The organism is Kitasatospora purpeofusca (assembly GCF_000718025.1).
GTDB lineage: Bacteria > Actinomycetota > Actinomycetes > Streptomycetales > Streptomycetaceae > Kitasatospora > Kitasatospora purpeofusca.
In genome coordinates this window covers 1-274 of record NZ_JODS01000122.1, presented here as the reverse complement: position 1 = coordinate 274, position 274 = coordinate 1, and the positions used below count along the sequence as shown (strand labels likewise).

The 274-nt window shown below is 67.9% G+C and carries 1 protein-coding gene; it reads right to left on the bottom strand.

The features are described 5' to 3' along the window. Positions 1–274 (bottom strand): ATP-binding cassette domain-containing protein (locus tag IF01_RS0141020; protein ID WP_030398705.1); only part of this gene is annotated, 274 nt, incomplete at both ends.

Genomic DNA, 274 nt, shown 5'->3' with positions numbered 1-274 from the left:
TCCGACGGTCTCGACGACGCGGTCGAGCCACTGCTTGTCGGCCTTGCGGCCGGCGATGTCCATGGGGAGGGTGATGTTCTCGAGGGCGGTGAGGGTGGGGAGGAGGTTGAAGGCCTGGAAGACGAAGCCGATCTGGTCGCGGCGCAGCTGGGTGAGCTGCTTGTCCTTGAGGCCGACGAGTTCGGTGTCGCCGATGGTGGAGGAGCCGGAGCTGACGGTGTCGAGGCCGGCCATGCAGTGCATGAGGGTGGACTTGCCGGAGCCGGAGGGGCCC